Source organism: Pseudoalteromonas sp. 1181_04 (assembly GCF_052850545.1).
Genome location: NZ_VXCS01000035.1, coordinates 1 through 24329, shown reverse-complemented (window position 1 = coordinate 24329; position 24329 = coordinate 1). Strand labels below are relative to the sequence as shown.

The 24329-nt window shown below is 41.4% G+C and carries 21 protein-coding genes; 8 read left to right on the top strand and 13 right to left on the bottom strand.

The features are described 5' to 3' along the window. Positions 1–46: 46 nt before the first annotated feature. From FW757_RS21085 to mgtE, 6 genes are all read left to right on the top strand, one after another. Positions 47–1543, top strand: coding sequence for an RNA polymerase factor sigma-54 (locus FW757_RS21085; RefSeq protein ID WP_145236743.1), 1497 nt, complete (start codon positions 47–49; stop codon positions 1541–1543). 28 nt (positions 1544–1571) lie between these two features. Further along, positions 1572–1859, top strand: a complete 288-nt coding sequence (gene hpf / locus FW757_RS21080; RefSeq protein WP_145236739.1) for a ribosome hibernation promoting factor — start codon at positions 1572–1574, stop codon at positions 1857–1859. 4 nt (positions 1860–1863) lie between these two features. Next, the gene (gene ptsN, locus FW757_RS21075) at positions 1864–2316 is read left to right on the top strand and encodes a PTS IIA-like nitrogen regulatory protein PtsN (RefSeq protein ID WP_149980589.1); all 453 of its coding nucleotides are present in this window, start codon (positions 1864–1866) and stop codon (positions 2314–2316) included. Between the two features lie 20 nt (positions 2317–2336). Next, positions 2337–3179, top strand: a complete 843-nt coding sequence (rapZ, locus tag FW757_RS21070; RefSeq protein ID WP_149980588.1) for an RNase adapter RapZ — start codon at positions 2337–2339, stop codon at positions 3177–3179. A gap of 28 nt (positions 3180–3207) precedes the next feature. After that, positions 3208–3480 (top strand): HPr family phosphocarrier protein, encoded by a 273-nt coding sequence (locus FW757_RS21065; protein WP_064667815.1) that lies wholly within the window; start codon positions 3208–3210, stop codon positions 3478–3480. Positions 3481–3603: 123 nt separating this feature from the next. Further along, the gene (mgtE, locus tag FW757_RS21060; protein ID WP_145236729.1) at positions 3604–4962 is read left to right on the top strand and encodes a magnesium transporter; all 1359 of its coding nucleotides are present in this window, start codon (positions 3604–3606) and stop codon (positions 4960–4962) included. Positions 4963–6053: 1091 nt separating this feature from the next. Here the strand turns inward: mgtE and FW757_RS21055 are convergent. The 3 genes from FW757_RS21055 to FW757_RS21045 form a co-directional block, all read right to left on the bottom strand. Next, positions 6054–6188 (bottom strand): hypothetical protein, encoded by a 135-nt coding sequence (locus FW757_RS21055; RefSeq protein ID WP_259397404.1) that lies wholly within the window; start codon positions 6186–6188, stop codon positions 6054–6056. A 58-nt stretch (positions 6189–6246) separates the two neighbouring features. Further along, positions 6247–6405 carry a YqaE/Pmp3 family membrane protein gene (locus FW757_RS21050; protein ID WP_149980587.1) on the bottom strand — a complete coding sequence of 53 codons (159 nt, stop codon included), beginning with the start codon at positions 6403–6405 and terminating at the stop codon, positions 6247–6249. Between the two features lie 64 nt (positions 6406–6469). Further along, positions 6470–7033: a BON domain-containing protein gene (locus tag FW757_RS21045; RefSeq protein ID WP_145236725.1), complete on the bottom strand. Its 564-nt coding sequence runs from the start codon at positions 7031–7033 to the stop codon at positions 6470–6472. A gap of 343 nt (positions 7034–7376) precedes the next feature. Here FW757_RS21045 and FW757_RS21040 point away from each other — a divergent pair, with 343 nt between their 5' ends. Beyond that, entirely contained in the window at positions 7377–8033 is a 657-nt protein-coding gene (locus FW757_RS21040) for a LiaF domain-containing protein (RefSeq protein WP_145236722.1), read from the top strand. Between the two features lie 722 nt (positions 8034–8755). Here FW757_RS21040 and FW757_RS21035 read toward each other — a convergent pair. The 3 genes from FW757_RS21035 to FW757_RS21025 form a co-directional block, all read right to left on the bottom strand. Beyond that, on the bottom strand, positions 8756–9172 hold the full coding sequence (locus FW757_RS21035; protein WP_149980586.1) for a VOC family protein: 417 nt from the start codon (positions 9170–9172) through the stop codon (positions 8756–8758). A gap of 249 nt (positions 9173–9421) precedes the next feature. Next, positions 9422–10771 (bottom strand): metalloprotease PmbA, encoded by a 1350-nt coding sequence (pmbA, locus tag FW757_RS21030; RefSeq protein ID WP_149980585.1) that lies wholly within the window; start codon positions 10769–10771, stop codon positions 9422–9424. A 261-nt stretch (positions 10772–11032) separates the two neighbouring features. Further along, positions 11033–11167, bottom strand: coding sequence for a hypothetical protein (locus tag FW757_RS21025; protein WP_259398338.1), 135 nt, complete (start codon positions 11165–11167; stop codon positions 11033–11035). A gap of 11 nt (positions 11168–11178) precedes the next feature. Here FW757_RS21025 and yjgA point away from each other — a divergent pair, with 11 nt between their 5' ends. After that, positions 11179–11706: a ribosome biogenesis factor YjgA gene (gene yjgA, locus FW757_RS21020; RefSeq protein WP_145236713.1), complete on the top strand. Its 528-nt coding sequence runs from the start codon at positions 11179–11181 to the stop codon at positions 11704–11706. Between the two features lie 968 nt (positions 11707–12674). Here yjgA and FW757_RS21015 read toward each other — a convergent pair. The 7 genes from FW757_RS21015 to secA all read right to left on the bottom strand — a co-directional run bounded on the left by FW757_RS21015 (position 12675) and on the right by secA (position 23987). Next, positions 12675–14045, bottom strand: a complete 1371-nt coding sequence (locus tag FW757_RS21015) for a Gfo/Idh/MocA family protein (protein ID WP_182719612.1) — start codon at positions 14043–14045, stop codon at positions 12675–12677. Positions 14046–14462: 417 nt separating this feature from the next. After that, on the bottom strand, positions 14463–15536 hold the full coding sequence (locus tag FW757_RS21010) for a phosphotransferase enzyme family protein (protein WP_182719613.1): 1074 nt from the start codon (positions 15534–15536) through the stop codon (positions 14463–14465). A 49-nt stretch (positions 15537–15585) separates the two neighbouring features. Continuing rightward, positions 15586–16461 carry an NTP transferase domain-containing protein gene (locus FW757_RS21005; protein WP_182740538.1) on the bottom strand — a complete coding sequence of 292 codons (876 nt, stop codon included), beginning with the start codon at positions 16459–16461 and terminating at the stop codon, positions 15586–15588. 496 nt (positions 16462–16957) lie between these two features. After that, a complete protein-coding gene (locus FW757_RS21000) occupies positions 16958–19030 on the bottom strand; it encodes a M13 family metallopeptidase (RefSeq protein WP_446441667.1) in 2073 nt (690 codons plus the stop codon). A 521-nt stretch (positions 19031–19551) separates the two neighbouring features. Continuing rightward, a complete protein-coding gene (locus tag FW757_RS20995; RefSeq protein ID WP_446441666.1) occupies positions 19552–20007 on the bottom strand; it encodes an REP-associated tyrosine transposase in 456 nt (151 codons plus the stop codon). Between the two features lie 343 nt (positions 20008–20350). Continuing rightward, entirely contained in the window at positions 20351–20746 is a 396-nt protein-coding gene (mutT, locus tag FW757_RS20990; RefSeq protein ID WP_446441665.1) for an 8-oxo-dGTP diphosphatase MutT, read from the bottom strand. 532 nt (positions 20747–21278) lie between these two features. Beyond that, the gene (gene secA / locus FW757_RS20985) at positions 21279–23987 is read right to left on the bottom strand and encodes a preprotein translocase subunit SecA (RefSeq protein WP_404674780.1); all 2709 of its coding nucleotides are present in this window, start codon (positions 23985–23987) and stop codon (positions 21279–21281) included. Positions 23988–24329 lie beyond the last annotated feature (342 nt).

The window sequence follows — 24329 nt, the reverse complement described above, 5'->3', positions numbered from 1 at the left end:
CTGCTAGACTTAACGATGATAACAATAAAAGGATTGTTAGAGATACATGAGGCAATCACTCCAGCTGCGCATGGGCCAGCAACTTACAATGACACCACAGCTGCAACAAGCAATTCGCTTATTGCAACTCAGTACATTGGATCTCCAGCAAGAAATTCAAGAAGCGCTCGACAGCAATCCATTGTTAGAGCTAGAAGAACATGAATACTCAGACGACACGGCTGGTAAAAACGAACAAAAACAAGATAACGATGACTTAACCGTTAGCGCATCAGCGGACGACAAGCCCAGCGAATATGAACAAGAAAGTAGCGAAGCATTAAGTAAAGAGACCTTAAGTGACGAAATGGCTATGGACGTCACCTGGGACGAATACATGAGTGCTGCGCCAAATACGTCATCTGGGCCAATGCCTGAAGATGAGTCAATTTATCAAGGTGCCTCAACTGAAACCCTGCACGAATATCTGATGTGGCAATTACAGCTCACACCTTTTAGTCCAACCGATGAAGCTATTGCCATTGCGATTGTTGAAGCTGTTGACGATTCAGGTATTTTAACCTTGAGCTGCGAAGACATCGCAGAGAGCTTAAATCAAGGTAATAACGAAGAAGAAATCGAACTAGACGAAGTGCAAGCAGTGTTAAAACGCATTCAGTTATTTGACCCTGTTGGTATTGCTGCGCGCAGCCTACAAGAATGTTTATGTATTCAATTAAATCAATTTGATCCTGCAACTCCTTGGATTAGCGAGACTAAAATGATTTTAACTGATCATATCGATTTATTAGCTAGTCGTGACTATCGCACTTTGATGAAAAAGACTAAGCTTAAAGAAGATGAGCTGAAAGAAGTAATGACATTGATCCACAGCCTTAACCCAAAGCCTGCGGATACCATAGTACGCGAAGAATCAGAGTATGTTATTCCTGATGTTTCGGTGAAAAAAATTAAAGGTCGCTGGGTGGTTGAACTTAATCCAGACAGCATGCCAAAAATTAGAGTGAACAGCCAATATGCGGCAATGTCACGCTCAGTAAAATCAAGCACTGACAGCCAATTTATACGTTCGCATTTGCAAGAAGCTAAATGGTTTATTAAAAGCCTAGAAAGTCGTAACGAGACGTTACTCAAAGTAACCAACTGCATTGTTAAACAGCAGCAAGGATTCTTTGAGCATGGCCCTGAGGCCATGCGCCCTATGGTACTAAACGACGTTGCCGAAATGGTTGAGATGCACGAATCAACAATTTCTCGTGTAACCACCCAAAAATACATGCATACCCCTCGTGGTATATTTGAGTTAAAATATTTTTTCTCGAGCCATGTAAGTACTGAGAACGGCGGCGAATGCTCATCGACAGCCATTCGAGCATTGATCAGAAAATTGATCAGTGCAGAAAACTCAGCGAAACCATTGAGTGATAGTAAGATTGCAGATATATTGGCAGAGCAAGGTATCAAAGTAGCTAGACGGACTATTGCAAAATACCGCGAGTCGCTGGCTATTCCACCGTCAAATCAACGTAAAAGTTTGATTTAAGGCGTAAAATCACAAGAGGAAAATGCTTATGCAACTAAATTTAACTGGTCGTCATGTAGAAATTACTGATTCATTAAGAGACTATGTAAACAATAAGTTTGCCAAGCTTGAAAGGCATTTTGATCATATCAATAATGTCCATGTCATTCTTGATGTAGAAAAGCTAAGCCAAAAAGCAGAAGCCACATTACATGTCAGTGGCGCTGAATTATTTGCCTCAACTGAGCACCAAGACATGTATGCAGCCATTGACGGACTAATCGACAAACTTGACCGTCAGGTAATTAAACACAAAGAGAAGCACGCTCGACACTAACACTATGAAATTAAGCTCACTTATTTGCCAGGACTGCAGTAAAGCTGCGGTCCTTTTTAATAGCAAAAAACGGATCATTGAATTTATCAGCCAATTGGCTCATGAACAACTTCCTCAGCTATCACAACAAGAAATCCTCAACGCACTACTGTCGAGAGAAAAACTAGGTAGTACGGGTATTGGTCGTGGTATTGCTATTCCTCATGGCCGTATGAGTGGTGTTGAAAACCCGCTAGCAATAATTATAGTGAGTGAATCACCGATTGATTTTGATGCGATAGATAATCGCCCAGTTGATATATTTGTAGCTCTCATCGTGCCAGATGGTGATAGCCAACTTCATTTGAAGACGTTAGCCACAATTGCTGATAAACTCAACGACAAAGATTTTTGTAAACAACTACGTAGCGCAAAAACAGACCAAGATTTGTATCACGTAATTGCTGCGCAATCGTAGCCAAATGAAGGAGAATTTACATGGAGTTAATCATCATCAGTGGGCGTTCTGGCTCAGGTAAATCTGTTGCTCTGCGTGTAGTAGAAGATCTTGGCTATTATTGTGTAGATAATATTCCGGTAAACTTATTACCTTCATTAGTGCGCAGTGTCTCTGATAATTATGACAAAATTGCCGTCAGTATTGATGTCCGTAATTTACCGAAAGAGCAGGAAGAATTTAACGATATTCTTGAATACTTGCCTGGTTTTGCAAATCCGACGCTATTTTATTTAGACAGTGATGATCAAACCCTGATCAAACGTTTTTCTGAAACTCGCCGCTTACACCCATTATCTTTGGACTCTTTGCCACTGGATTTAGCTATCAAGCAAGAAAAAGTATTACTTGATGTATTAACTACTCGCGCTGACTTTATACTTGATACCACTGATCTGAGTGTCCACCAGCTTGCAGAGTCAATCCGTGAAAAGATTTTAGGGAAAAAAGATAAAAAACTAATCATTACCTTTGAATCATTTGGTTTTAAATATGGTATCCCAAAAGAAGCTGATTATGTTTTTGATGCACGCTTTTTACCAAACCCACATTGGGAGCCTGAGCTTAAGCCACTTACAGGCCTTGATCAGCCAGTAAAAGATTATTTAGCCAGCCATAGTATCGTACAAAAATTCACTTGGCAGATCCAAACCTTTGTACAAACTTGGTTACCGCATTTGGAGCGTAATAACCGCAGTTACTTAACAATTGCTATTGGTTGCACCGGTGGTCAACATCGCTCAGTTTATCTAGCGCAAACTATAGGTGAAAGCTTCTCGATGAGCCACAGCAATGTGAAAATTCGCCATCGTGAACAAGAATAACAACTCACGTTTACAGTAAGGAATGTTGATGCGTTTAGAAGATACATTTTTAATAAAAAACAAACTCGGTTTACATGCTCGCGCAGCCAGCGTATTAGCGCAATTAGCTGTGCAGTTTGATGCCAGCATCACACTTCATCAAGATGACAAACAAGCCGCAGGCGATAGCGTACTCGGCTTAATGCTATTAGAAAGTAGCCAAGGCAAAGAAGTTAAAGTTGTATGTGAAGGCCCGGACGCTGAACCTGCTCTTGCAGCAATTGGCGAGTTGATTGCACAACGCTTTAACGAACAAGAATAGCTCGTAGTCAGTACCACTAAATTGCGTTAAACTAAATAAAGTCGTTAATTAAACAGACCAAGCGCGTTAATTACCGACAACTGTTACCCTACCTATCAAGCGTATTAATTTTTAAGGACGCCAATGCCAGAAGCTTTTGAACAAGATTACCCACTACAACAACTAAAACAAGTGACCAAGTCACTTAACAGTGGTCAATTTGTTCAAGTAAGGCGTATGTTGGCAAAAACAGCTCCGTGTGACACCGCATTATTACTCGAGTCATCCCCACATAAAATTCGTACCTTGCTATGGCAACTGGTTGATCCAGATGTACAAGGTGACGTACTCGAAGAACTCTCAGAAGATGTTCGTTTAGGGATCATTGCCCAAATGGAGCCGAAGCACATCGCTGCGGCAACTGAGGACATGAGCCACGATGATCTAGGGGAAGTACTACGTAGCCTACCTGATACCGTCTACAAAGACGTTGTTAGTGCCATGGACAGCCAAGATCGAGAACGTGCAACTCAAGCACTCTCTTATCAAGAGCGCTCTGCTGGCGCGCTGATGAACACCGATACAGTCACCATCCGTCCAGATGTCACTATCGACGTAGTACTGCGCTACTTACGTTTACGTGGTGAGCTACCAGAAGGTACCGATGATCTTTATGTTGTTGATAAACATAACTGCTTTATTGGTGCCATGTCGTTAACGACCTTGTTGACTAACTCGCCAGATAAAATTATTCGTGACTTAATGGATGAAGATTGTGAATCTATCCTCATTTCGATGGATGAAACCGATGTAGCACAACTGTTTGAACGTCATAACTGGATATCAGCACCAGTGGTTGATGATAATGACCATCTACTTGGCCGTATCACCATCGATGATATCGTTGACGTTATCCGTGAAGACGCCGAACATAGCTTATTAAGCCTAGCTGGTCTTGATGATGAAGAAGATACCTTTGCCCCAGTGTTAAAAAGTTCGAAAAAGCGCTCAATTTGGCTTGGCGTTAACTTATTAACCGCGCTACTTGCTGCGATTGTGGCAAGCTTCTTTGAAAACACTTTAGCAATTTTACCTATTCTAGCGGTACTCAACGGTATAGTGCCATCCATGGGTGGTGTTGCGGGCAGCCAAACATTAACCCTCGTAATACGTGGTATTGCAGTGGGTCATATCAACCAAACTAACCAACGCTTTTTACTGATCAAAGAGCTTGCAATCGGCGCAATAAACGGGATTGTTTGGTCCATTTTAATTGCCGGTGTTGTCGCTATTTGGCAATGGGACTTTAAGCTTGGCGGCGTACTCGCCTTTGCCATGTTTATGAACTTAGTAGCCGCAGGTATCGCCGGTGCCAGTATTCCGCTACTATTGAAAAAAATGAAAATTGACCCTGCATTAGCTGGCAGCGTAGTACTGACAACCGTAACCGATATTGTAGGGATCTTCGCCTTCCTAGGCACCGCCACATGGTTGTTGGTGTAGTTAAAAATTAGTTAAAGGTTAAACCCATCGTAGGCGCGAGTTTATCTCGCGCATCTCTTAGCGTTACATCAACCTCATCCGCCAACTTAGGCAATGGCTTTAGCCATGAATGTTATCAACCGCGCGGCATAAAGCACCGCCTACGATAAACCCAAAACTTTAACACCCGTAGGCGTTAAGCTTGCTGACGCACAAACTCCGAGCCACATTTAAAACGCGGTGGCAAGCCACTCGCCTACAAGTGATTAAACACCGAGATAAACGTTAACACCCGTAGGCGTTGAGCTTGCTGACGCACAAACTCCGAGCCACATTTAAAACGCAGTGGCAAGTCACTCGCCTACAAGTAATTAACTAAACATCAAAGTAAATTTAACACCGAGATAAACTTTAACACCGTAGGCGTTGAGCTTGCTGACGCACAAACTCCGAGCCACATTTAAAACGCGGTGGCCAGCCACACGCCTACAAGTGATTAATTAGACATCATAGTAAATTTTAACACCGTAGGCGTTAAGCTTGCTGACGCACAAACTCCGAGCCACATTTAAAACGCGGTGGCAAGCCACTCGCCTACAAGTGATTTAACACCGAGATAAACGTTAAAACCCGTAGGCGTTGAGCTTGCTGACGCACAAACTCCGAGCCACATTTAAAACGCAGTGGCAAGTCACTCGCCTACAAGTGATTTAACACCGAGATAAACTTTAACACCCGTAGGCGTTAAGCTTGCTGACGCACAAACTCCGAGCCACATTTAAAACGCAGTGGCAAGTCACTCGCCTACAAGTGATTTAACACCGAGATAAACTTTAACACCGTAGGCGTTAAGCTTGCTGACGCACAAACTCCGAGCCACATTTAAAACGCAGTGGCAAGTCACTCGCCTACAAGTGATTTAACACCGAGATAAACTTTAACACCCGTAGGCGTTAAGCTTGCTGACGCAAAAACACCTATGACTATAATAAAATGAGAGGTTAAACATTCTTGGGGAAGGTTATAAGTGGATGTTCTTAATGAAAATAACAACATACACTTATAATTTTGGTATATAACATCCTAGCAAAATCCTTCTAATATCTACTTATTTAAAGCCCATTCCTTGCTGCTTTTACTTCGCTCCTTGATGCGCTATTCATTAGTTCCTTCCATTGCTGTGCCGTCCAAAGTGGCTTTGCGCTTTTTACGATCCCTTGTTGGTTTTTCCTTAATACGTTATCCATAATGTTACTCCTTGCCATCTATTGGCTGTTCATCCTTGTTATATTTCACACTGTGACTCTAACGACGTCCGATTATATAAATTGCATGTATCAGACCAGGAATATACCCTAGTAATGTTAACAAAATATTAATCCAAAACTGAGCACCTAAACCAACTTGTAAAAATACACCAAGTGGTGGAATAAGTACTGAAAATATAATTCGTATTAAATCCATGACTCTCACTCCCTGAAATTTATATAAGAAAGCCCAGCATAACTGGGCATTCGTGGCTTATAGATTATTCAGCTACAATAGTTAAGTTATCAACTACATCGCGAACATCTTCGGCATTCTTAGCAATTTTCACCGCTAGCTGTTTTTCAGCATCCGAACCAACAGTACCATTTAGCGTTACCACACCTTTATCGGTATCTACGTCAATATCCGTACCGCCTACTTCAGAATTAAACAAATAGCGTGTTGTAATAACGGTAGTAATTTTAGCATCCGTTAAATCACTTTCTGTGCTATCTGATTTCATCTTCTTGCTTTTTGTGTCCGTGTTTTTAACGACCGTTAGCTCGTTATCAACATCAGTTACACCATCTAGACTTAAGATAAGCTCTTCCGCTAGCTCTTTATCAAGCTCACTTTCAACTTTACCAGTTAGTACAACCTTGCCATTTTTTACATCAGTGTTAATGTCAAAGTTGTTTAAGTTAGTGTTCATTAACAGAACCGTTTCTGCCTTACCATCAATCCAAGCATCTTTACTTTCATTTTCCCAGCTGTTTGCTTGCGCACCCATAGCGGTTGTACCAAGAACTAACGCTGCAATAATAGATTTGTTAAATGTTTTCATAATCTTTCTCCTTTTGATTAAAGACAATATGATTAATGCGAACATCAAGCCAACTTTTAAAGCACTTAAAATCAATAACTTAAGCTTTATTTGATATAGCGCTAGCTTTAGTCTTGGTAATTATTTACAGACTGCTCGGTAATTTATTCTGGTCGTTGCAAAATTAACCATTTAATAGCATTATTCGTTAATCTGTCGTTAATATAACAAACGCACCTAACAAAAATAAATTTAAATTATTGATTATTAAGCTAATTAATAAATGGCCTAAGCTTTGCTTTAACTATTGCAGTACTGAGCAATCATAAAATACACCAACAGCATCACTTATAAGGAATACATCATGACTGTGAAATTAGAAGATCGCCCAATTGAGCAAGTGCGTGAACAAGTTATTGATCAATTAATATATAACTACAGTCATGCTGTTATTTCAGCTGATGCTTTTGAACGTCGATTAGATCAGGCAATGGCTGCGAAAGATAACCAAAGCTTAATTGATTTGGTAAGTGACCTAGAATTAACAACCGATAGTAATTACCAGTGGGAAAAACGTGCGCAGTTTAGCCCAAACTATAGTAATAAAAGCAGCGATGAAACATTGCACTTGCGAAGTATCTTAGGATCAAACGAGCGCAGTGGGCAATGGGTAGTACCAAAAGAAATCCACCTGACGAACTTACTTGGTTCTATTGAACTTGATTTCACTGACGCCATATTTCAGCATCAAAATATCACCATCCATGTAAATTGCTTACTAGGCAATGATGAAATTTATGTGCCAGAACACGTCAATGTTGTATCAAAACTGTTCAGTATTATTGGTAGTGTTGAAAACAAATCAGTGTCACTGAATAAACACCAAGGGCCAACCATTACTATCGAAGGAAAAGTTATTCTGGGCTCTGTGGAAATTAAAATTAAGCGCACCATTAAAGAAAAGTTTGTCTCATTCGCCAACAGCCTTAAAACCAGTTGGCAAGATATCAATAAACATTAATAGATAAAACACAGTTAAAGCTTAACACCGTAGGCGTTGAGCTTGCTGACGCAAAAACACCGAAACAATATTGAATATCGCGGTGGCAAGCCACTCGCCTACAGTGAGTAATTAAACACTGAGATTAACGTTAACACCCGTAGGCGTTGAGCTTGCTGACGCAAAAACACCGAAACAATATTAAATATCGCGGTGGCAAGCCACTCGCCTACAGTGAGTAATTAAACACTGAGATTAACGTTAACACCCGTAGGCGTTAAGCTTGCTGACGCAAAAACACCGAAACAATATTGAATATCGCGGTGGCAAGCCACTCGCCTACAAGTGAGTAATTAAACACTGAGATTACCGTTAACACCCGTAGGCGTTAAGCTTGCTGACGCAAAAACACCGAAACAATATTGAATATCGCGGTGGCAAGCCACTCGCCTACAGTGAGTAATTAAACACTGAGATTAACGTTAACACCCGTAGGCGTTAAGCTTGCTGACGCAAAAACACCGAAACAATATTGAATATCGCGGTGGCAAGCCACTCGCCTACAGTGAGTAATTAAACACTGAGATTAACGTTAACACCGTAGGCGTTAAGCTTGCTGACGCGAAAACACCGAAACAATATTGAATATCGCGGTGGCAAGCCACTCGCCTACAGTGAGTAATTAAACACTGAGATTAACGTTAACATCCGTAGGCGTTAAGCTTGCTGACGCGAAACTAATGTTATAAATCATTATTACGCTCACTAGGAATGTCACTTAAATATTCAACAAACTCTATTTCAAACCCTGCAGGGTCAATAAAATACACATTTTTACGAAATGGATTTACCGCACCTGGCTTATCAATACTGTAACCAGCGCTTTCTAAACGCGAAATTACTGCAGCAATATTATTCGTAACATAAGCAAAGTGCGCTAAGCCAACTTGATGTCCGGTTAAGTCACGGTTGTGTTGTTCACCATGATCACTCAATGCTAAATACTGAAAATCATCGCCAAAGTGCAACCATTTTCGTGGTTTACCGTGCCACTCCCCTTCGCCTTGGCTTCTGATGGACCAGTACGGAAAAGCCGCCTTATAAAAGTGCAGCATAGCTTCAACATCATCGACTACCAAATTTACGTGCTCTAAATACATAATTAAATTCCTTTATTTAAGTAATTAAAGCCACAATAAAACCTCAAGCAAAGTTGAGGTAAAGTGTTTTTTATAAAAGATTTAATAACAAAAGATGTGTGAGGATAAGGGTTAATGAGAAAACAGTATAGGTTAGAGGTGCAAGGTTTTAGGGCCTAACCCCTAGTGTCTTTCCTAGAACCTAGTTCCTTTAAAAAATTTGCGCGGCATAAAGCCGCGCCTACGCAAATTAAAACTTATAGCTTTAACCTAGCTTCCCGCAATCTGCATTTGTTCAATCAATACCGAACCGGTCTGAATTCCACCACGGCGCTCTATGTCACCGCCTATGCCGCTAATGCCTTTAAACATATCTTGCAGTTTACCAGCGATGGTAATTTCGCTTACAGGGTATTGTATTTCGCCATTCTCAACCCAAAAACCGGCAGCACCACGCGAGTAATCACCCGTTACAGTATTAACGCCTTGGCCCATTAACTCAGTGACCAATAAACCGGTGCCCATTGTTTTTAACAGCGCAGCTAAATCAGCATGAGTTTGTTCAACTAACCAGTTATGAATACCACCAGCATGACCGGTAGGTGTCATATTCATTTTTCGGGCTGCGTAGCTCGCTAATAAGTAAGTTTGCAGATCACCGCCTTGAATGATTTCACGGTCGATGGTTTTTACCCCTTCACTATCGAATGGTGAAGACGCTAAACCTTTTAAAATATGCGGACGCTCTGAAATATTAACGCACTTATTAAATACTTGCGTGCCAAGGCTATCCAACAAAAAGCTCGATTTACGATACAGCGCACCACCACCTATTGCAGACACCAAGTGACCAAACAATGAATTAGCAATATCTGCACGAAAAACAACAGGGACTTTCATGGTACCTAGTTTTTTGCTATTGAGCTTAGCAAGAGTTTCACTCGCAGCCTCTAAACCTACTGCCGCAGCATCTTTCAAACCAGCTTGGTCTCGCGCTACGGTATAAGCTGAATCCCGCTGCATTTGCTCACCATCTTTACCAATCACCATAGTACTAATGCTGTGGCGAGTACGCGGGTAACCTGTGATAAGACCATGGCTATTACCATACACACGTAAACCTTGATGCGATGAAAAACTGGCGCCATCTGAATTAACAATACGCGCATCGGCATTAAGCGCCGCTTGCTCCGCAGCATGACACAATTCAATGCCCTGCTCAGGGCTGACATCCCAGGGGTGGTATAAATCCAAATCAAGCGGAGCAAATTCAAGTAGCTCTTTATCGGCTACGCCATTATGTGGATCATCTGAGGTAAACTTGGCGATATCAATGGCTTTCTCTACCACTGTACGCAGTGTTTTGGGGTTTAAATCAGCTGTTGACGCAGAGCCTTTGTGATTACCAACGTACACACTGATCCCCAGCCCACCATCTTGGTTAAATTCAATGGTCTCGACTTCACCCATGCGAGTACTAACTGATAAACCTGAGGTGCTCGACATCGCCGCTTCAGCGCCAGTAGCACCGAGTTTTTTCGCGTGTTCTAAAACCTCTGCAACGGCATCTTTTATTTGAGAAATTTGAGTATAAATAGGATCTTGCTGTTGGCTTTTCATATTTTTAGTCCTGAGCTTGGAGCGTTTTGCATGCGCAATCATAATACTTAAATGCTAACACACTCACTGCATTGCATCAGCTAATATTAATCATTAAAAGAATCACGTATATACCCAAGCCACCTCAAGATACAGAATTCAGCGTTTCACAGGGGCTTAATATCAAGGCGTTACTTTGCAAGAATGGCAGTCCCTTTTAAGAAGTAACAACGATGAGAGTAAGTGCCTGTGAAACGCCCAACGGGTTGGTTTAAAAGCGATTTATACTGCGTTATTGATTTTAACAATAGAACCACTATTACTTGCAATCAATGCCTTGCCTAAATCGCTTTTAACTCCAACGACGCTCGCATCTTGAGGTGGTTTGGGTATAATGACTGCAGTTAACGTTATCATATGAGTACCCCATGGCGAAGAAAAAAGGCAAGCCTGCTGAAATTGAAGAAGAAATTATCTATATATCAAAAAGTGAGCTAAAGCGCGAAGCGCAAGAGTTTCATCAGTTAGGTGCTGAAATTGCCAAAATGGGGAAAAAACAGCGCGAGCGCTTACCCTTAAATGACGATTTAAAAGCGGCAATGGTTGTTGCAGACAAAATCAGTAACAAAAGTGATGCATATCGTCGTCACTTAAATTACATCGCAAAAACTTTGCGTACCGTTGAGAATATCGAAGAGATCAACGCTATTATCGACATTATGTTGAATAAAAATAATCAAGCCGAAGTGATGATTAAAAAGATTGAGCAATTACGCGATGATTTAATTGCCCAAGGTGATGATTTAGTTAATCAAACCATTGAGCAATACCCGACTATTGATCGTCAAAAGTTACGTCAATTGGTGCGTAATGCGGCAAAAGAAGTAAAAATTGAAAAGCCAGCTAAAGGCTATAAAGAGCTATTTCAATATCTTAAAGAAAGTATCATGCGATAAGCTACATGTAATGTAGTAATGAATTGCCTATATTCAGTCTGGGTAAAAACACCCGCTATTTATAGGCAGTTACCGTTTAGTAAGCAGTAACGCCTCCCTCGCAGCAAATTAAAACACAGTAGGCGTTGAGCTTACTGACGCACCAACACCACGCCACATTTAAAACGCGGTGGCAAGCCACTCGCCTACAAGTAAGTAATAAACATCAAAGTAAATTTAACACCGTAGGCGTTAAGCTTGCTGACGCACAAACACCGTTCCACATTTAAAATGCGGTGGCAAGCCACTCGCCTACAAGTAATAAATTACACATCAAAGTAAACTTTAACACCGTAGGCGTTAAGCTTGCTGACGCACCAACACCACGCCACATTTAAAACGCGGTGGCAAGCCACTCGCCTACAAGTAAGTAATAAACATCAAAGTAAATTTAACACCGAGATAAACTTTAACACCCGTAGGCGTTATGCTTGCTGACGCACAAACTCCGAGCCACATTTAAAACGCGGTGGCAAGCCACTAGCCTACAAGTGATTAATTAGACATCAAAGTAAACCTTAACACCGTAGGCGTTAAGCTTGCTGACGCACAAACTCCGAGCCACATTTAAAACGCGGTGGCAAGCCACTCGCCTACAAGTGATTTAACACCGAGATAAACTTTAACACCCGTAGGCGTTAAGCTTGCTGACGCACAAACACCAGAGCACATTTAAAACGCGGTGGCAAGCCACTCGCCTACAAGTGATTTAACACCGAGATAAACTTTAACACCCGTAGGCGTTAAGCTTGCTGACGCACAAACACCAGAGCACATTTCAAAACGCGGTGGCAAGCCACTCGCCTACAAGTAATTAATTAAACATCAAAGTGAATTTAACACCGAGATAAACTTTAACACCGTAGGCGTTAAGCTTGCTGACGCAAAAACACAATATGCGCGAGTTTGCCTCGCGCAGCTCTTAGCATTTAACCAACTATTCCTAACGGTTTGGCGCTTTGCCATGCACCACGGGTAAAATCGGGAATATCAATTGACGCACTACGATTACTAACTGACTGTGCCGACAGCGGCGATATAACAGACCAAGCAGCGCCGTCGTAAACATCTTGATCAAGCGCCTCACCATTACGTAAACAATAAATCATCCGCCAGAACATTAAGAAGTCCATGCCGCCATGGCCGCCGTTACGCTCTGCCTCTTCGCCCATTTTGGTCCACAGTGGGTGGTCGTATTTTTTATACCAATCAGCCATTTCATAATCCCACTCATGGAAGCTCTTCGAACCACCATCTTCCAGCGCAATACGATTTGGAAAACCAGCAAACACACCGTTAGTGCCTTGAATTAAATTATGGCGCGAGTATGGACGTGGCGTGGTGGTATCATGTTGAACCATAATACTGCGCCCTTTTACTGTTTTGATAAGCGTGGTATTCATATCGCCAGCAATATAATTAAGCTGATTACGTTGATGATCGGCTGGAAATTCTTTCTTTGCATAGGCGCTACGGCCCAGTGCCGGCGAACTCATCGAGGTTAAAAAATCAAACCGATCGCCGCGATTAATATTCATATATTGTGACACAGGGCCTAAACCGTGCGTTGGATACAAATTACCGTTTCGTTTTGCATGCCAAGCGGTACGCCAAGAACCAGTTTTATGCTCCACTTCTTTCATTTGCCAACGTAATTCATGAATATACGCCGCCTCACCATGTAGCAGCTCACCAAACACGCCTTGGCGAACCATATTCAATACCATTAACTCATCACGACCATAGTTGACATTTTCCATCATCATACAGTTCTTTTGCGTGCGCTCAGCGGTATCAACTAGTTGCCACATTTCTTCAACCGTCAATGCTAATGGCACTTCAACAAAAGCATGCTTGCCACTATTCATGGTATCGATTGCCATCGGTGCATGCCACGACCATGGCGTAGAAATAATCACAATATCAATATCATCGCGATTAAGCATTGCTTGATAGGCATTATCAGCACCAGTATAAAGTGCAGGCTTAGTCAACCCTTTGTCAGTGAGGTAGTTAGCTGAACGCTGTAATACTTCGTCATGGGTATCACATATTGCTTTAATTTCTGTACCAGCAATATGACTCATACGCTTTACGTGGCCAAAACCACGCTGCCCTAAGCCTATAAACCCAACCCGTACTACATCCATTTTTGGCGCGACAAGGCCAATTACAGAGCGCCCTTGCGCTGGGGGAGTAATAACGCCACTTTGAGTACCCGTGGCACATCCTGAAATCACACTAGCCGCTGCCGTAGCACTCGCGGCTTTTAAAAAATCTCGACGATTAAACTGCTTCATTATTATTATCCTAGAACTAATCTAGTTTTAACTTACCTAAAACAGCTTGGGAGGTAAAGCAGATGGGGATGGATAGCATAGGAAGGGGTTAGAATTAACCCTAACTCTTGGTATTTAACCAATCTCAATCGACGATGTAGGAAATGGCTTTAGCCATGAATTTTATAAACCGCGCGGCGTAAAGCCGCGCCTACGACAACCCAAGCACCAATGCCAACCCGTAGGCAGGAGTTTACCTCGCGCAATTTTAAACGCGCCTCTTAACCTATTTGTGAATGAATCTTTTAAATCTTTCGTTCGCGGCTAAAGCAGGCTCCTACGAAAACTATTTTTGTACAAAGAGAAGTGAATGAGTGTTAGTGAGAAGATATTTCACTTCCCCCTAAAACCTACAACCTAGCCCTTTAACTGAAAAAATCACACATCTCTTAAAATAGCTTTAAGCGTGGTTTTTTTTGCGAGAATATCACGATATAAAGCAAACTGATTTTGCGCACGTTCTAAGTTATGGTTAGCATGCTTGATTGAAAAATAATGATCACCGTCAATGTAATCAGTTAAAAAACGTAGGCCAATCATAAAGGTCATTACTTTAGTGCCTAACCAAAAGCTTTGTTTTTCTTGTTCGGTAATCAAGTCTTTCAAAGGCTCTACATAACCTTTGACTACCGCTGCAAAAATCTCTTCACGCACACATACATTAGCTAAATCCGTTGAATCTTCTTGTTCAGGAGAGCAAAAAGTACGCACCATATCACCAAAATCATATAACCAATAACCAGGCATACAGGTGTCTAAATCAATCACCGCTTTGGCATCATTTGATATATTACAAAACAGCATATTATTAATTTTAGTATCATTATGACATGGTCGAACCGGTACAATGCCCGTCAATGCTTTAAGCTCATCAATTAAGCCAAATTGCGCGAAACAAAAATCAACGTCAGCTTGGCAGCTGGCTAAGCGCTGCTGTGGATCTTTTGCAACCACAGCTTTGAGCTTTTCAGCGCGCATCGCTAAGTTATGAAAATCAGGAATAACATGATGTAGTTGCTTGGCATCAAAGTCTTCTAAAGCAACAGCAAATTGACCAAATGCATTGGCTGCAGTTTGCGCTTGTGAAGTATTTAAAACTACATCTTCACTATAACTGCCGCCAATAAATTCGAGTGCGCGCCAAACACCGTTATCACAATCAACTAAATAGTTATTTTCAACTGTAGGAACATGGCGGATGATTGCTAAATCATACTCGCCTAATTGACGTTTTTTAGTTAAATGACGTTCAATTAAACGAGCATTTTTAACTAACATATCTGGTTCAGGAAAAACCTCGGTATTTAGTTTTTGAACAACTAATGATTTTTTTGGTGCAGTTAATAGCATAGTGCTATTTATGTGACCACTACCAATTGGCTTCATGCTGATTTTTTCACTACCAAGACCAAAACTCTCAGACAAGTAAACCGCAATGGAATTTGACTTCATACTTACTTCGCTATTGTTGTGCCCTGGAAAAGGCAAGATCGGGGCTAGTTCATCCGTGACGTAATTCATATAATTTACCTGTAACATCCTGTAATTCTGATTTATAAGTCACTCCATACCACGACTCTTTTGCGCTATATATGGTAACTATTTGTTGATTAGATGTGATCGCTTGTTGAACTTGATCGGGTAAATAATACTCCATTCTGACACCGTTGTCATACTTTTGCAGAAACTCGTCAAAGCCTGCTTCTAAGCGGTCAAAAAATGTTGGCGTAATTGCCCAAAAACTCATTGATGCCAACGCATCCACGGCAATTTGCTCACGGATTCCCTGCGGGTTATCACCCATTATTTGACCGTTCTCGTGCTGAATATTTAAATACTCAACAACATCAATTAATTGGTTATTTTTAACTTGGCATACGCCTCTATTCACCCCACCTTGATCTGACAAAGTATCAATAATTGGGTAACCCACCATAGCCCAACTAGTCAGGTTTTTAAAATGTTCAGCGAGTAATAAAAATGACGACGCGCCATAATAATCATCGGCTGTGATGACGATCGCGGGGTTATGAACATGATCTTTAGCGCATAATAAAGCATGCCCGGTGCCCCAAGGCTTACTTCGCTGTTGTGCAAGTAATTGGAATTGTTCTGGCACTAAATCAATGCGTTGTTCAACCAACACAACATCAATCCCCGTTGGTAAGCGCGGTAAAATCACTTGCTCAATCTCGCTGCGCACAGCCTGATTGATCACTAATACAACCTGAGTTACTCCTGCGGCAACAGCATCAGCAATACTCAACTCCATAATGGTACAACCCAACCCAGCAATCTCAGCGATTTGCTTATTGCCACCAAAACGAGAGCCCAAGCCACCCGCGAGGACAACTAAACTTAGATGATGTTTTTTCATTTTTAATCAGCTTTAACGTTTAATAAAGCTGAGTTTACCAGTTTCAACCGCCAGATCTAGCTATAGGAGCTAGGTTTTAGGGGATAGGTTCTAGCCTAGCACCTAGTCACTTCCCTAGCATCCAGTACCTTTTTTAACCTTTCGCGGTGGCAAGCCACTCGCCTACAAGTAATAAATTACACATCAAAGTAAACTTTAACACCGTAGGCGTTAAGCTTGCTGACGCAAAAACACCGAAACAATATTGAATATCGCGGTGGCAAGCCACTCGCCTACAAGTAATTAATTAAACATCGAGATAAACTTTAACACCGTAGGCGTTAAGCTTGCTGACGCACAAAGAGAAGACAATGAGGGTAAATGCCATGGGCTTCGAGCAACGGGCAACTAGTCACTTCCCTAGCACCTAGTCCTTTACTCTTTAACCTTTTACTCCCCCTCAAAACAAAAACGGCGGCCTCAGCCACCGTTTAATCATCAAACTAATAAAAATTAATTACCAAATTTTTACGCGATCAGCTGGTTTGATGTACATTTTGTCGCCTTCTTTAACGTCAAATGCTTGATAAAACTCAGGCATATTCGACAAGATACCGATCACGCGGTAATGGCTTGGTGAATGCGGATCTGTCATTAAGCGGTTACGTAGCTCTTCGTCACGGTATTTACGACGCCAAATTTGCGACCAACCCATAAAGAAGCGCTGATCACCGGTATAACCATCAATGACTGGCGCTTTATCGCCACCTAGCGATAACTGATAAGCAGTGAAAGCAACCGTTAGGCCACCTAAATCGCCAATATTCTCACCTAAGGTCAATTGACCATTAACGCTGGCATCTGCAAATGGTTGATACTCGTTATACTGTGCAACTAACTGACCAGTGCGCTCTTCAAACTGTTTAAGGTCTGACTCGCTCCACCAATCACGTAAATTACCATCACCATCATACTTAGCACCTTGGTCATCAAAACCATGGCCTAACTCGTGACCAATTACCGCACCAATTGCACCGTAGTTAACCGCATCATCAGCTTCTAAGTTAAAAAATGGTGGTTGTAAAATTGCCGCAGGGAATACAATTTCGTTATTCACCGGGTTATAGTAAGCATTGACTGTTTGTGGTGTCATGTGCCATTCAGAACGATCCACTGGCTTACCTAGCTTGTCAATCATATCGGCATAAGCCCATTCACTATGGCGAATATAGTTACCAACTAAATCATCCGCATTAATGCTTAACTGTGAATAGTCTTTCCAGTTATCTGGGTAGCCAATTTTTGGGGTAAATTTGTCGAGCTTTTCTTTCGCAGCAAGCTTGGTTTCTGGGCTCATCCACTCTAGGTTTTCTATTGCAACACCATAGCCTTTTATCACGTTATCAACTAACTCTTCCATGCGCGCTTTAGCTTCTGGCGGGAAGTTTTCTTTAACGTAAACTTTACCCAGAATTTCACCTAACACTTCGTTTGATGCATCTACAGCCTGCTTCCATAGAGGTGTTTGCTCTTCAACGCCGCGTAATGTGGTGCTATAAAAGTTAAAGTTTAAATCAACCAGATCTTTATCTAATATACCTGCGTAGTTACTTACTAAATGAAATTTAAGGTATTGTTGCCACGTTTCAAGGTCTGTCGTTTTATAAATATCGGCAAACTTTTCAAAGTAGCTAGGCTGACTAACGATAATATCTTGTACATTTACACCAGACGCTTTGAAGTATTCTGCAAGGTCAAACTCACCTGTTAGCTTACTTGCATCACTCACGCTCATCTTATTATAAGACTTTGTAGCATCACGACTTTCAACACGCGTCCACTGTGCATCAGCAATACTGGTTTCAAGTGCAATAATTGCTTTAGCAGCTTCATCGGCTTTTTCTACACCTGCGCGTTTTAGAACGTCAGCAATGTAAACTTGGTACGCGGCACGAATTTTAGTGAACTTTTCGTCGTCTTTTAAATAATAATCACGATCCGGTAAGCCAAGGCCTGATTGATACGCATATAATGCATTTTCACTCGAGTTCTTAGCGTCATTATTTACATACCAACCAAATGGCACCGCGCCACCTTGAATACGTATTTGCGCCATAAGTGTAACTAAATCAGACTTATTCTTAACACCATCAATAGCAGTTAACGGACCATTTAGCGGTGTTATACCTAATTCATCACGCTTAGCTTCATTCATGTAACTCTTAAAGAACGCACCTAGCTTATATTCATCAGTTCCGGCTTTAGCAGCTGTATTAGCAGCCGCTTGTTCAAGCACTGTTTTCATTGCGGCTTGAGAGTCATCATACAATTGTGAGAATGAACCGTAATTTGATTTATCGCCAGGGATCTCAGTCGTCGCCAACCATTGACCATTAATGTGATAATAAAAATCATCCTGTGCACGGACCGACTTATCTATATTTGCTAATTCAATACCTGAATTTAACTGCTCTGCTGGTGCGCTAACCACCGTGGCCTCAGGCGCTTTTGTTGATTCTTGTTTTTCGCCACAACCGACTAATCCCAAAGCAAGTGCAATACTTGCCGCAGTTAGAGTTACTTTTTTCATGACTATCTCACTTGTTAGTTATCGTTTAAATATTCACCACTCAAATAAAGTACTTCGATAGAATATTCGCTATTTCCATATTAAACTTGTTCAGTGCAACAATAAACCGATGAACCAAAACAAGCGCTTTTAATATGTAACAAAGTTTGTAAGCGAGGGTTTATCACTCGCAGTTTTAAGTTCACCACCGAGCAATGAAAGATATAGGTTAAAGGCAGAGACTAGCTCCATCTAACATCTAAATACAAAAGCGCGGCATAAAACCACACCTACACGCAATTAATTAGACATCAAAGTAAATTTAACACCGAGACAAACTTTAACACCCATAGGCGTTAAGCTTGCTGACGCAAAAACACTACATTTAAAACGCGGTGGCAAGCCACTCGCCTACAAGTAATTAATTAGACACCAGAGTAAAATTTAACACCCGTAGGCGTTAAGCTTGCTGACGCAAAACACCACGCCACATTTTGAAACGCGGTGGCATATTACGAAAGAGTAGATTAGATGTACTGGGATTAGTTTAAATATACACAATTCCAAAATGGATAATCACCCACACTTTTAACTAAGCCAGCCCTGAGCGGGTTTGCAACTATATATCTAGCTTGGTTAAGTAAATCTTCATCAGATCTAAGCTTGTGATCATAAAAGTTAGCTTGCCAAATTTTTCCGCTAGAAAGTAAATAACGGTTCAATTTAATCGTAGTAATACTTTTAAATTGACCAATAACTTTGGATAAATCATCAGTATCTCTAAGCTGAAATAGCCAATGCAAGAGATCAGGCATTAATGAAAAACAAATTGTCTTAAGGTTTCCCGAATGCGAAAAAAAATGTAACTCCCTCATAATTAAACAGCTACTATCAAAATCACAAAAAAGCTGCATTCTATTTTCAGTACAAATTGTAACTGAGTAATAATGATTAATTATCGAGCATCGCCCTTTAGTCCGCTTACTTGTATCAACCATTACTTTCCCTCAATTAACTACAAGTAAATATAGCAATTAATCGAGATCCCTCCAGTAGAGATTGAGCTTTCTTAATAAACAAACACGGAATTTTAAAACGCGGTGGCAAGCCACTCGCCTACAAGTGATTTAACACCGAGATAAACTTTAACACCGCAGGCGTTGAGCTTGCTGACGCACAAACACCGAAACAATATTGAATATCGCGGTGGCAAGCCACTCGCCTACAGGTAATTAATAAACACCAGAGTAAACTTTAACACCCGTAGGCGTTGAGCTTGCTGACGCACCAACACCACGCCACATTTTAAAACGCGCTGGCAAGCCACTCGCCAACTTAAATTTAAACATCCACTTTTATTTTTTCGATAATCTCTACGTTGGCGGCAGGAAAATTGTAATCGTCTAACTTATCAATCGCGACCCATGCACTTTGCTGACCTTCTGCGCCATGGGCTTGGCCGCTAAAATCAGTGACTAAATGCACGTCGAGTTTTACACATTTATCGCCATAATCATGCTCAATAACCATCAGCTCGCTTGAACTATTAATTGTTAAACCCACTTCTTCTTGAAGCTCGCGCTTTAGTGCTTCGAATACGGTTTCGCCAGCTTCTACTTTGCCGCCCGGAAACTCCCACAAACCACCTTGGTGTTTATCGTCAGGGCGCTTACAGACAAATAGTGTGTTATCTTCTTTGATAACCCCAACCGCTACATGCACAATTTTTTTATTCATCGTAATACCTTTATTAAAACCGAGCGGCATAAAGCCGCGCTTACAAGCAATTAATTAAACACCAGAGTAAAATGCAACACCCGTAGGCGTTGAGCTTGCTGACGCACCAACACCGAGCCACATTTAATATCGCGGTGGCAAGCCACTCGCCTACAAGTGATTTAACACCGAGATAAACTTTAACACCGTAGGCGTTAAGCTTGCTGACGCAAAAACACCGAAACAATATTGAATATCGCGGTGGCAAGCCACTCGCCTACAAGTGATTTAACACCGAGATAAAATTTAACACCGTAGGCGTTAAGCTTGCTGACGCACAAACACCGATACAATATTGAATATCGCGGTGGCAAGCCACTCGCCTACAAGTGATTTAACACCGAGATAAAATTTAACACCGTAGGCGTTGAGCTTGCTGACGCACAAACACCACATTTAAAACGCGGTGGCAAGCTACTCGCCTGATATTTAATCTTACAAACAAAAAAAGCGACGCAGGCGTCGCTTTTTAATTGTTAATTATAACATTTGGTTATTTTAACTTACCACAACACTGTTTGAATTTTTGACCCGAGCCACATGGGCAAGGTTCGTTGCGGCCAACTTTTGGCTCTGCGCGTGATGTTACGACTGCACCTTGAGGTGCTTCACCGCCTACGTGCTCAACTTCTTCATGTTGATATTCGCGAGGAGCATTTTCACTTTGGCGGTGTTGCTCTTCGATTTTTTCAACATCTTCTTCAGCACGTACTTGTACTTTACTTAAAATACTAACGACATCAATTTTCAGGTTCTCAAGCATTTCAGAGAACAATTCAAACGACTCACGCTTGTACTCTTGCTTAGGATTCTTTTGCGCGTAGCCACGTAAATGAATACCTTGGCGAAGGTGATCCATCGCAGCAAGGTGATCTTTCCAATGTTGATCCAAGCTTTGTAGCATGATTGCTTTTTCAAACTGACGAAGTACAGAATCGCCAACTTGTTGCTCTTTCTGTTTGTAAGCTTGCTCAACTGACTCTTCAATACGCTCACGTAACTTTTCTTCGTAAAGTTTGTTATCGTCAGCTAACCATTGTGTAATCGGTAACTCAATTAAGAAGTCTTGTTTTAAGCGCTCTTCAAGGCCCGGAATATCCCACATTTCAGCTAAACTTTGTGGTGCAATGTATTGGTCAATAGTGTTACCCAATACGTCGCCACGAATAACCGTGATCGTCTCTGAAATATCGCCTTCTTCAAGCAACTCATTACGTTGTGAGTAAACAACACGACGTTGGTCGTTTGCTACATCATCGTATTCAAGCAACTGTTTACGCACATCAAAGTTACGTGCTTCAACTTTACGTTGCGCGTTTTCAATGGCACGGTTAACCCATGGATGCTCAATCGCTTCGCCACGTTGCATACCTAGTTTACGCATCATATTAGTCATACGTTCACCAGCGAAGATACGCATTAATGCGTCATCCATCGATAGATAAAAACGGCTTGAACCGGCGTCGCCTTGACGGCCAGAACGACCACGTAACTGGTTATCGATACGGCGTGATTCGTGACGCTCAGTACCAATGATATGTAAACCACCAGCAGCAATTACTGCATCATGGCGAATTTGCCATGCTTCTTTAATCGCTTTAATTTGCTCATCAGTTGGGTTTTCAAGTTTTTCAACTTCGCTATTCCAGTTACCGCCTAACACGATATCAGTACCACGACCAGCCATGTTAGTTGCGATTGTTACTGTGCCTGGTAAACCAGCATCAGCAACGATGTCTGCTTCTTGGGCATGGAATTTAGCATTAAGTACGTTGTGCTTGATTTTTTCTTTACGTAAAAATTGCGATAAATACTCAGAGCTTTCGATTGAAATCGTACCCACCAATACTGGCTGGCCGCGCTCTTGGCAATCTTTAATATCGATTAGAATGGCTTCGTATTTTTCTTCTTGCGTTAAGTAAACTAAATCAGCGCGGTCTTCACGGATCATCGGCTTATTAGTTGGCATAACAACAGTATCTAGACCATAGATTGACTGAAACTCAAACGCTTCAGTGTCGGCAGTACCGGTCATACCTGCAAGGGTATCGTAAATACGGAAGTAGTTTTGAAATGTAATTGACGCTAACGTTTGGTTTTCGTTTTGAATTTTTACATTTTCTTTTGCTTCAACAGCTTGATGTAAACCTTCAGACCAACGACGCCCTTCCATTGTACGGCCAGTGTGTTCATCAACAATGATTACTTCGTTTTCTTTTACAACGTAATCAATGTCTTTTTGATACAGCTTATGGGCACGTAATGCCGCATAAATATGGCTAAGCAGGGTAATACTCGCAGCAGAATAAAGCGAGTCGCCCTCAGCTATCAAACCACGTTCAATCAGTAATTCTTCAACTTTAATTTGACCACGTTCAGTTAAATGAACTTGCTTGGCTTTTTCATCAATAGTGAAATCACCATCGCCTTCAATACCTTCTTCGTCTTCTTTCTCTTGTAACTCAAGAAGCGGAACTATGGTATTAATTTCAGCATACAGCTGCGAACTGTCTTCAGCGGGGCCGGAAATAATCAGTGGAGTACGGGCTTCATCAATTAAGATCGAGTCAACTTCATCGACTACCGCATAGTAAAGTGGACGTTGTACGCGTTCGTTAATGCTAAACGCCATATTGTCACGCAGGTAATCAAAACCAAATTCGTTATTAGTACCGTAGGTAATATCAGCGGCATAGGCTTCTTTTTTCTGTTGCGGCATCATACCCGGTACGTTACAGCCAACAGTTAAACCTAAAAATTCAAATAATGGGCGGTTAGTTTCAGCATCGCGCTTGGCAAGGTAGTCATTCACGGTAATTACGTGAACACCTTTACCCGTTATACCACGTAAGTATGCTGGTAAACTTGCGGTAAGGGTTTTACCCTCACCAGTACGCATTTCTGCGATGCGGCCTTGGTGTAAAACCATACCACCTAGCAACTGCACGTCAAAGTGACGCATACCATTTACACGTTTTGATGCTTCACGTACCACAGCAAACGCTTCTGGTAGAATGTCATCAAGACTTTGTCCGTTATCGTAACGCTCTCTAAACTCTGCTGTTTTGGCTTTTAAATCTTCGTCTGAAAGCGCTTCAAGTTGCGTTTCAAGCGCGTTGATCAGCGCGACCGTCTTTCTTAAATTTTTAATAGTGCGGTCATTGCGACTACCAAAAATCTTGGTAAATAAATTAGATATCATGATAAAACCGTTACAATGTGTTCTTTGCTAGCCGAGTATCAGCTAACCCATTTTTATAATTACTAATTAATAGATTACTCACACGAGCACATATTAATTAGCAATTTCGAGAAACGTTGTGAAATACAGCGTTCAATACGTGCGCTACTATACCAGACTCTGCGAAACATCAAACCATCGCGTAGTTAAGATATCAGTTTTCTGCAAGAAAATTTAAAATAAGCCGTAAACATAACTTTAATTAAGACTATAAAATTATATTAACTATGGAGATATGGAGGTGGATAAAAGAAAATCAAGGGGAGTATAAGAACTTAGGTTCTAGGTTCTAGGTTCTAGGTT